The 10218-nt window shown below is 58.1% G+C and carries 4 protein-coding genes and 4 pseudogenes; 2 read left to right on the top strand and 6 right to left on the bottom strand.

Annotated features, from left to right (window positions below):
- Nucleotides 1–166 precede the first annotated feature (166 nt).
- A pseudogene (locus tag IVA80_RS31500) lies at nucleotides 167–559 on the top strand (IS110 family transposase); the annotation flags it as partial.
- Between the two features lie 260 nt (nucleotides 560–819).
- Here IVA80_RS31500 and IVA80_RS31505 read toward each other — a convergent pair.
- From IVA80_RS31505 to IVA80_RS31520, 4 genes and pseudogenes are all read right to left on the bottom strand, one after another.
- Nucleotides 820–1248 (bottom strand): annotated as a pseudogene (locus IVA80_RS31505) (DDE-type integrase/transposase/recombinase); the annotation flags it as partial.
- 193 nt (nucleotides 1249–1441) lie between these two features.
- Nucleotides 1442–2463: pseudogene (locus IVA80_RS31510) on the bottom strand (IS110 family transposase).
- 65 nt (nucleotides 2464–2528) lie between these two features.
- Nucleotides 2529–3028: pseudogene (locus IVA80_RS31515) on the bottom strand (transposase); the annotation flags it as partial.
- A gap of 1953 nt (nucleotides 3029–4981) precedes the next feature.
- A complete protein-coding gene (locus tag IVA80_RS31520) occupies nucleotides 4982–5695 on the bottom strand; it encodes a nitroreductase (RefSeq protein ID WP_247438765.1) in 714 nt (237 codons plus the stop codon).
- Nucleotides 5696–6608: 913 nt separating this feature from the next.
- Here IVA80_RS31520 and IVA80_RS31525 point away from each other — a divergent pair.
- A complete protein-coding gene (locus IVA80_RS31525; RefSeq protein WP_247438767.1) occupies nucleotides 6609–8150 on the top strand; it encodes an acyl-CoA synthetase in 1542 nt (513 codons plus the stop codon).
- 746 nt (nucleotides 8151–8896) lie between these two features.
- Here the strand turns inward: IVA80_RS31525 and IVA80_RS38740 are convergent.
- The gene (locus IVA80_RS38740; RefSeq protein WP_346348041.1) at nucleotides 8897–9088 is read right to left on the bottom strand and encodes a hypothetical protein; all 192 of its coding nucleotides are present in this window, start codon (nucleotides 9086–9088) and stop codon (nucleotides 8897–8899) included.
- A complete protein-coding gene (locus tag IVA80_RS31530) occupies nucleotides 9061–9921 on the bottom strand; it encodes an IS110 family transposase (RefSeq protein ID WP_346348042.1) in 861 nt (286 codons plus the stop codon). The genes IVA80_RS38740 and IVA80_RS31530 overlap by 28 nt, the downstream gene beginning before the upstream one ends.
- Nucleotides 9922–10218 lie beyond the last annotated feature (297 nt).

Raw genomic sequence — 10218 nt, forward strand, 5'->3', positions numbered from 1 at the left:
TCGCGCGCCGGGCCTGTCTGGTTCGTTGGCAGATGCGGCCCTATCTGAGCCCACTGCTTGTCGTTCAGCCAGAACAGTCCTTTGCGCATCGAAGTCCCCCGGGCCCGAATCAACTCGGCGCCATGGAATCAGAGATCGCTAATTAGGTACAGACCCTAATCCGATGGCGCAGTTGTTGTCCTCGATTCCCGGCATTGGTCCCATAACGGCCACGGCTCTCGCTGCGACCGTGCCGGACCCGACAATGTTTCGCTCCGGGCGAGAGTTCGCGGCCTGGCTTGGCCTGACACCTAAGCAGAATTCAACTGGCGGGAAGGATCGGCTGGGCAGGATAACAAAACAGGGCGATTCCTATCTCAGGCACTTGCTTGTGATCGGAGCACGTAACGTCGTTCGGTACCCAAAGGCACGCGCCAGGGTCGGAGGCGGCTGGATCGAAGCCCTGCTTGAACGGCTTCGGCCCATGGTGGTCGCCATCGCCGTTGCCAACAAATTTGCCCGGATCATCTGGGCAATGATGACCACCGGGGAATTCTATCGGCCTAAGCTCGCGGCTTAACTTTCCGCGTATCCTGGCCACCTTATGATGTGAGGGCAAATGACAGCATGATGGAAACCGGCGGAGCTGGGGATCGAGCAAGCCCGAAGAGCTTTAAGCGCACAAGCGCGACCCGTTGATGAGGCCTCGATCCGCGATCTCCATCAGGGCCAGCGGCCATGGCATCGGTCGCACTAACAGGCCGTATACATGAACGCACCCGACCGGTATCCAAAGTATGCTGCCAAAAATCCCTTGCATCCGCGGGGCCGTCTATACATGAAGCTCTCGATGAAGGCGTTCTGCATGGGTTTGCCTGGCGCGATGTAGTGCCATGCGACATGGCTCTGGTCGGCCCACGCGAGAATGGCGTTGCTGGTGAGTTCGCTGCCGTTGTCGCTGACCACCATCTTCGGCTTGCCACGTTTGATCATCAGCCGGTCCAGCTCCCGCGCCACGCGGGTGCCGGAGAGCGAGGTGTCGGCCACCAGCGCCAGGCACTCGCGGGTGCAATCATCGACGACGGTGAGGATGCGGAAGCGGCGGCCATCGGTGAGCTGATCCGACACGAAGTCGAGCGACCAGCGGTCATTCGGCGCCATCGCCACCGTCATCGGCGCCCGGGTCCCGATCGCCCGCTTGCGGCCGCCACGGCGACGCACCGCAAGCCTCTCTTCCCGGTAGAGCCGGAACAGCTTCTTGTCGTCTAATCGCTGTCAATTGCCCTGGGTGCCGGACCTTGTCGTCTTCGAGGTTGGAAGAATGTGCCGCCTCATCATGGCCCTCGCCAGTGGATCTCCCCATGTGATTCCCGCGGTCTGAAGCCGCCCAAGAAGTTACGGGATGATCCGGCCAGCGTCCTTCCAGGACGATCTACAGAGATACTGGCTTGGCTAGCTAGGCTCAGCTAGCCGGCGCAGCTGCGAACTCCGTGCCATCCAGCCAGATACGGTGCAGGATGATGGCGAGTTTGCGCGCCACGGCGACCTTGGCCTTTCGCGACCCGATCCGAGCCATCAATTGCTGCCCCCAACGGCGGAGTGCACTATCTTTGCGCACGCGCGTCATGAGCGCGTTGGCCGCCTCGAACAGAAGGCTTCGCGCCATGCGGTCGCCTGACTTGGATATCCGGCCAGAGATATCGACCTCGCCGGATTGATAGCGCCGAGGTGTCAGGCCGAGAAACGCTCCGACATCAGTGGATCGGGAGAAGCGGTTAGGATCGTCTACGGCCGTCGTGAACGTCAATGCAGTAATCGCGCCTACACCGGGGATCGTTATCATGCGCTGGCAGGCCTCATCGGTGCGCGCGAGACGTAGAAGCTGCGAATCGAGCCTCTGCCTGCGCTCTCCTGCAACACGCCAAGGCTCAAGCAGCGCGTCAATGGCGCTTCGGATCAAGGGGTCCTTCGGACATCGCGTGAGCACTGCGCGCTCGAACGTTCCACCCTTACCGGCTGCGAGCACCACGCCGAAGGTCTTCAGTAGACCACGAATTTGATTGTAAAGCGTCGTACGAATCGCGACGAGTTCGCTTCTGGCTGAGAGCAGGGCTCGGATACGACAGCTCTGCAGGCTCTTGATGGCGACGGGCCGGTACCAACCGGAGCGCACCACTTGCGCGATCCCAAATGCATCGTTCACATCCGTCTTGTTAACTTGTAGCGAGAGCGCCGCCGCGACATGGCGCGCGTGGATGCAGTCGATTGGAACGTCGAGAGCGCGCAGCCCATGCCAAAGCCAGATCGCCAGCGGCCCGGTTTCCATACCAACCCGAACCGCGTCTGGAGCGTGCTCGCGCAGCGCCATTGCGATGCACTCCGGCTCCGAGGAGCATTGCCCCGCCAAGTGCGCCGACCGTCGCCGTCGATCACACAAATTTCCGTCTCCTTTTGCGATACGTCCAAACCAACATAAAGGGTCATCACATGCTCCTCGTTTGCACTGAGGAGAACATTCTGCCTCAGCTTCGCGCGTGCGATTAGGCCATGTGGTTGATCGCAAATCCCTCACGCTTGAGCAGAACGTGCAGGCGCCGATAGCCGAAGCGACGGCGCTCCTGGGCGATCGCCCTCATGCGTTGGCGAAGGCCGGCTTCGTCCGCCCGGGTCGTCTGGTATCTCATGGTCATGCGGCAGCAGCCGATGGCTTTACACGCCCGCCGTTCGCTCATCCCGTGGGCATCCACGAGATGCGCGACAGCTTTCCGCTTGGCCGCGGGCGTCACCATTTCTTTCCCAAGAGGTCCTTCAACGCCGCATTGTCCAGCATGGAGTCGGCCAGCAACCGTTTCAGCCGCGTGTTCTCGTCCTCCAGCGTCTTCAGCAGCTTGGCCTCCGACACCTCCAGCCCACCGAACTTGGCCTTCCATTTGTAGATGCTGGCGTCGCTGACGCCATGCTTGCGGCAAAGATCGGCGACCGACACGCCGGCCTCATGTTCCTTCAAACTCCCGATGATCTGTTCTTCCGTAAAGCGGCTGCGCTTCATGCTCTGGTCCTTGTCGTGGGCCAGAACGAACTTCAAACTGGATTAAGCCCGAGGGGCAAGGTCAAGCCCTCTAACCGATCTGTGACCTAAGCTCCTGGTCTAGGTCAATTGCACACGGATCCTTCAGAAGGCATTGTGCAATCTTGGAGCAGTCGGCGTGACCGAGGTGACGATCGTCGTCAGCTATCGCAAAGATGCTCCAATACCTCTGCGGTTTCGGAGGGGTTTAAGATCAACTATGTCGAGCCAGATGCTTTCGACCGGACCGGCAGCGCATATTCACTATGGCTGGGCGTGATGCCCTTCTTTTCCGGCGACTGCTTCCTTCTCAAGGGCGACGTCTTTTTCGAGGAAGACGCCTTGCGCTACCTAATAGCTGGCCAGGCGCCCGATGTCGCTGCAGTCGCTTCGGCTGGCGATTTGATGGAAGGATCAGCAGTCCAGCTGACAGATAGCGGCTTCATCACAGGCTTTCGCATGAAGCAACCTTTGTCGCGGGTGGAGGCTCTTCACCTTCTTCTCCTCCCTACAGAACTTGGTAGGAAGCATCCCTTCAGTTGTGCTGTACTCTTCGCATTCGAAACCGAATGCTTCTCCGCGATAACAAGCAAAGATCGTATGGTTAACAAAAGGCGCTATAGGGGATGAAGTCGCATGCTCATCCAGGCTAAGGCATGTATCCTTTGGTAGAACATCCGTTTGCTGCGAACGAACTCAGCCAAAAAGGCAACAGGGGGTCGCGTCATGCTCGTCTAGTTGGATCCACACGGCCGTTCTTCCAAGGGACGAAGTCGCGGCAGGTCTATCGGTCGTGCTGCGGCTACAAAACGTCAGTCTAGACTTGGACTCGGACTCTGATCGGCTAGTCAGCATACGTCTAATCGGGCATATAAGCCATGGTCAAAGAGTCTTACGAAATTGCGTGCTGCAGCCCTCTCGGATCAAGTGTGTTTATTGGGAGAGATTACCACGGCAACTGGGTGGCATGGGAACAGAACGGGGCTTTTGGAGGCATATTCGTAAACCGTCTCCAAGCCATCAAGTACGCGCTGTCCAAGAACGGCGATCAACCGGAATGCATTGTCGAGGTGTCGGGCGAGATCAAGCTCGAACTCTTCTGAGTACTAACACCACCTTACGCCAGAGTTCTAGATGCGCGCATGTTCGACACAGCGAGTCGCCGAGGCCGGTAATGTGATGTGTCTGGGCGATCAGTGGAATGAGTGGCCTGGACGCGTCGATCAGCGGCACCCGTCCTTTCCGAGCGCATTAACGGAGGCCTCGTGGCGATGCGCCTATTCGCGCTCACTAATCGGACTAGCCAGGCCGCCGGTGCAGCGCATTCATATATAGGGTGAACCTTCGGGTCGTATCCAGAGCAAGAGTGGGTCCAGAGTACGATCTAATGAGGATCCGACCACGACTGCTCAACCTCGAAGCTGAACAACGGTATTAAATGTTCGCTCCGCCGGCACTCTCTTCTTCAGCCGCGCTTCCGTCTCCGGAAGGGAATCCTTTTGCCGACGCGATAAATTCGCCCGTTCCTTGCCCTGACGGCTCCCCGCCGTCGCTCTCGGCCGGTTATGACGCATCTCAACGTAACCCTCGCACCCCGGTCCTTGGGACATCGGTCGTACGCCCGTTGGCGCGGCGAGCTTGAGACGTCTCCCACGCCGATATGCGGGAGTCTGCCATGTGCGGTCGCACCTGCGGCGCATTCTCGCGATGATATCGCTCTTCGGGTATTCGGGCTCCCTCGCCACGGATATGATCCCCTCTTGTGAGGTTGCTGTCCATCAGGCCGGCAGCTTGCTCAAAATCCGTAGATGACGCTCACCCCAAAGGGATCGACAGATCCCAATCCCGGCCAAGTCGAGCCAGTCAATGCGGTCAGTGCCATCCCTGCACCACGACCAGATCCGGTTGCGTCTTCGGTCTAATCTAGCTGATCGTCTAGTCGCTTACAAATGTCACCGTTTCAGCCAGGTTTGCGCGCGATGTCCGGTAGCTGTTTGCCTTGTGGGCATGGTCAGCATACCCGAAGGAGATGCCGCAAACGATACGGCGATCGTCTGATAGCCCGAAGTGGCGACGGATCAGGCCAGAGTGGCGCGCAAGGGCTGCCTGAGGAATGGTACCGAGCCCGAGCGCCTGTGCCGCCAGCATGAAATTGGAGACGTACGCGCCGCAATCGATTGCGCCATAGATGCCGAGTGGCCCGTTGGAGTGAACAATGGCGACATGCGGCGCGCCAAAGAAGTTATAGTTCTCGAGCGCCTGTTTCGCATAAGCCGCCTTGTCGCCTCTCGGAATGCCGAGCGCGTTGTAGAGCTGCAAGCCGCACTTGCGGCGGCGCTCCAGGTACACCCCCACGTATTCGCGCGGCGGGGCGAAATCGTAGTCGCTGCCCAAGCCGCGCGAGGCTTCCGCGTAGATCTCTTTTCGAAATCGTTCTCTTGCCTCCGCGCTCGCAATGATAACCTGCCACGGCTGGCTGTTGCACCAGGATGCGGTGCGCTGGGCTGTTCGCAGCACGTGCTCGACGACTTCGCGTGGCACCTCTCGCTGTAGGAATGCACGGACGGAGTACCGCTCGTTCAAGAGATCTCCTAGCACGCCGATGCGGGCTTCGTCGGAGCAACGAGAGTTCGGCACCTTCGCGCACATCCTGGCATCTTTCCATTGTTCTGGGGCGACGGCCCGGCGAATTGAAATCCGACGTACGGGATCTGAAGATTTCAGTTCGCGACTCCGAGCACGCGCAACCCGCGCCTTGAAACAAGCACGAGGCCCCTCATCGGATCTTCTTTTGCGGCATGCTCTTGTCGAAATGGCCATCACCGATCGGAACGAAGGCCTTCGGCGATGCGCATACTCGCCGCCGGTCCCACCGACAATGGCCGAAGCCGCGATCGGCATCCATATACGGCTCGCTCATTTTGAATTACACCGGTCCTTTGGAACCCCTGACCACTATGAGATCGCTGGTGCATTGAATTCTCCATTCACGTTGCGCGAGATGCGATGACCAGCAATATGGGATCAGAGGGTCCCGGCTGCAACTACCGGAACAAAGAGGCTCGCGAGACATTGCTCTTTGAACATGTGGTGCGGGAGCTTACCCGTTGCAGATCAACCTAACGACATAGCTTGCCGAGTTGATCACGGTGCTTACTAACCGCAATCGGCTGCGCCTCGTTCAGTTTCTTTGACGTAGGGCCACCGGCCAGTCGCGAGATAGCGGCGGATCTGCAAACCATTCCGCTGCGCGTCAAGCACCAAGGTGCGTAGTTTATTTGGGTGGCGCAGTGTGGGACACTTTGATGGTCGTCGCCTTGATGCAAAGGAGCTCACTATGACGCGTCTTGCCAGCCGCTCACTCCGACCCGTCACCCGAAATATCGGTCCCAGATCTTCCGCACACTCTTATTCCCAGGGCGGAGTGTAATACGCGCCCCTCAATTGGGAAACCCACCCGCCATGATGAGTAGCCAAAAGCGCACGCTCAATTCGATGCTTGCTCGCAAACGCCGCTCTGAACTGATGATCTCCCGTCCCCACTTCACAGAAAGAACAAACGATGAGCGGAGCATCCCAACTCTTTCTTGGCATCATTTCCGGTAAACGACGGCGCAGCCATCCTGATGTCGCTGATCGCGCCAAGCGTATTGCTGGCGGTCTCAATCGGCTCGGCGTGCGACGGGGGGACCGCGTTTGCATGTTAATGCGAAATGACATTGCGTTCATCGAGGTGGCACATGCCGCTATCCAGCTCGGCGCCTATGCCGTACCCATAAATTGGCATTTCAAGCCGGAGGAGATCAAATATATTCTGAAGGATTGCGCCGCATCGGTCTTGATCGGCCATGGTGACCTTTTGCATCAATTGGATGATGCCATCCCGAACAGCGTCTACGTCTTGAGCGTAGCGCCTCCACACGAAGTTATCGTCGCCTACCAGGTAGATCCTGAGCAACTGGAAAAACCGGATTTCGCAACGGACTTCGAAGAGTGGCTGGCGGAGCAACCGCGCTATCGGGAGGTCGCCATACAGGGGCCAATGAGCATGATCTACACGTCTGGTACAACAGGTCACCCCAAAGGGGTGCGTCGTGCGGCACCTAACCTCGAGCAGAATGCGGCCTTGGAGCGTCGGCGCGCAATGATCTATGGGCATGGGGTACGGGCCCTGCTGCCAGGGCCACTGTACCACTCGGCGTCCAACTTTTTCGGGATTCATTCGAGCCGCCTCGGTGGCGTGCTGGTGCTAATGCCCCGCTTTGAGTCCGAGGAGCTGTTGCGCCTGATCGAGACAGAGAAGGTCGACACTATCTTGATGGTGCCGACGATGTTCATACGCCTGATGAGACTGCCCGAAACTGTGCGCAATAGATACGACACATCCTCGTTGCGTCACGTGGTCAGTGCGGCCGCGCCCTGTCCAGCCTATGTGAAGCGCGCCATGATCGAATGGTGGGGACCTGTCATTTACGAGTTTTACGGCTCTACCGAATCGGGGGCCGTAACCTTTGCAACCTCGCAGGACGCTCTAGCGAGGCCAGGAACGGTCGGCAAAGTCTTGCCAGACGTCGAGTTACGTGTCGTAGGCGCAGAAGGACGCGTGTTGCCGACAGGAGAAATCGGGGAGATCTATTCCCGCGCCGCATCATACCCGGATTTTACATACCACAACAAGCTGGAGAAGCGCGGCGAGATCGAGCTGGACGGTTTCATCACCTCCGGTGATGTCGGTTACATTGACGTCGACGGGTATGTCTTTCTGTGTGACCGGAAGCAAGATGTAGTTATTTCGGGTGGCGTCAACATATATCCCGCCGAGATTGAGGCGGCACTGCACAGGGTACCCGGGGTCCTCGACTGCGCTGTGTTCGGCATTCCCGACCCGGAATTTGGCGAAACGCTGATGGCATTGGTCGAGCCGCAGCCTGGGGCTAAGCTGGACGTCATCGACATACGCGCAAGACTGAAGATATCACTGGCTGACTACAAGGTCCCAAGGCATATCGAGATTCACACCTCTCTGCCGCGCGAAGACTCTGGCAAGATCTTCAAGAGGCGGCTGCGTGATCCTTATTGGGAGCAGACGGGGCGAAACATCTGAGGAGGATTGAAAGTGAAGCCCAACTCTTTGTATGTCATTGACCTAATACTCAATAGAAATATGCGGCTCTTCTGGCCGCGCTTAGACAGTCGCGCTGACGTTGAGTCGAATATGAAACGGAAGAGTTCTGGCCCGAGATGTGGCCAGGAGTGGCCCACGGCGCATTCAACGAGAGCGGCCACCATGCGCGGGACGGTATGTTCTCTGCTCGCCCTGCGACTGAGTCAGCAATGGCAACAGAGGAGTATTCAATGAACATGACGAACTGTTCAATGCTCGTACGTACTTCGACTGACGGGAGATTGTCGAGTGAGCCCAGAATCTGACCTAGCTTCTGGAACGGATAGCGCCGTAAAACTTTAAGGCAGCGCCCGTCTCATTGATCTATTGCTCTAGCTAGCTAGACAAGCGTTTTGGAACCCTGACAGATTCTAGCATGTAGCTCTTTATTGATGCCCAGCATACAGCTGCGCACAATAATGGCCCTTCACTAGTCGTCCGTTCTTTAATCGCGGGCACGGTGCCAACCCCGATCGACAAAAATGATCCGCTGCCGGGTTCATGGTTCTTTCCGCGGTCGTCTCTATGCAGGAGCGCCGCATGATGGCGTTCAAGAAGTGCGGCATCTCGATGTTAAGAGCGCGGTGCGTTACCGCCCGCAGGGGCGACTTCGAGATTGCCAACACCTTCGTCCCGGCAGGGACGCATGTTCCGCCGAGGCGGATCTGGATTCGTCTAAGACTGGATCATGCGGCGCGCATCTCTGCCTGGAACTCGGTGCCATCGGTCCAGATGGCATGGAGGATGACAGCCATTTTGCGCGCGAGAGCAACCTTGGCCTTTTTGGCGCCGATGCGTTTGGCCAGTTTGTTGCCCCAGCGCTTGAGCGCAGAACCGCGCCGGACAACGGTCAGCAGGACGTTCGCGGCCTCGAACAAATAAGTTCGAACCGGTGGCTGCCGCGTTTGGAGATGCGGCCAGTGCGATCGATTTCACCGGATTGATAACGTCTTGGTGTCAAGCCGAGATAGGCGCCAACGTCGGCCGAATGTCTGAAGCGAGTGGGGTCGTCGATAGTAACAACAAAGGACAGGGCAGTCAGGGGACCAATGCCTGGAACGGTCAGCATTCGCTGGACAGTTTGGTCGCCTTTTGCCATGGCCAGGAGTTGCCGATCAAACTTCTCGATTTGCTCGGTCAGGCAGGACTGGGCAAGGAGTAGCGGCGCGAAGATATCTTGCAAATCCGGCGCGTTAGCAAGCACGGCGTTGACTTTGCGAGCCAGGTTGGTCGAACCAGCCCTGCCGAGTACTATTCCCAGCCCCTTGCAGAGACCACGCATCTGGTTGTCGAGGTCGCGCCGCAAATTCACCAGCTTGGTTCGAGCCGCCAGCATCGAACGGGTTTTCCAGTTCTCCGCCCCCTTCACGGCAGCTTCCCGGTACCATCCCATGCGGGCCATTTCGGCCAACCCCTTGGCATCGTTCTGGTCCGACTTGTTAATGCGCATCGATAGCGCTGCGTGGGCATGACGCGCGTCAAGGCAAATAACTGGAAAGCCCAGCGACCTGAGCTGGTGCCAAAGCCAATTGGAGAGCGCGCCGGTTTCAAAAACGATTCGCTCAGCATTGCCGGCATGCCGCCGCAAGAGTTTAGCGATGGCCTCTGGATTGGTGGGCACGTTACCCTCGAATGTCACGCCGCCGTCGTGGTCTAAAACGCAAATGCTGGTCTCTTCCATAGAGATGTCCAAACCGACATACTGCTTCATGAGTTTGCTTCCTTTCGATAATCCACCGAGGCAGATCATCCTACTGGATCTCGAGCCTTCGAGAAGCGGTCAGCCGCGATTACGCCATGTTAAGAAGCCGGGTTCAATGCTGGGTGCAGGCTGATGACTGCTATGAGTGCGGTCACGATGAGGCAGCCAAAGGGCTCTCAGCCAGGCGAGGATGCGCCGCAAGTTGTAGGTAAGCGCTAAGCGGGAACCCTTGCTTCGGGACTGGGATGGCTGTGCGAAGCCTCCGCTTAGGACGGAGGCTTCGGATGGGATTGGACAGCAAAAAGG

It is taken from the genome of Bradyrhizobium sp. 139, from assembly GCF_023074175.1.
GTDB lineage: Bacteria > Pseudomonadota > Alphaproteobacteria > Rhizobiales > Xanthobacteraceae > Bradyrhizobium.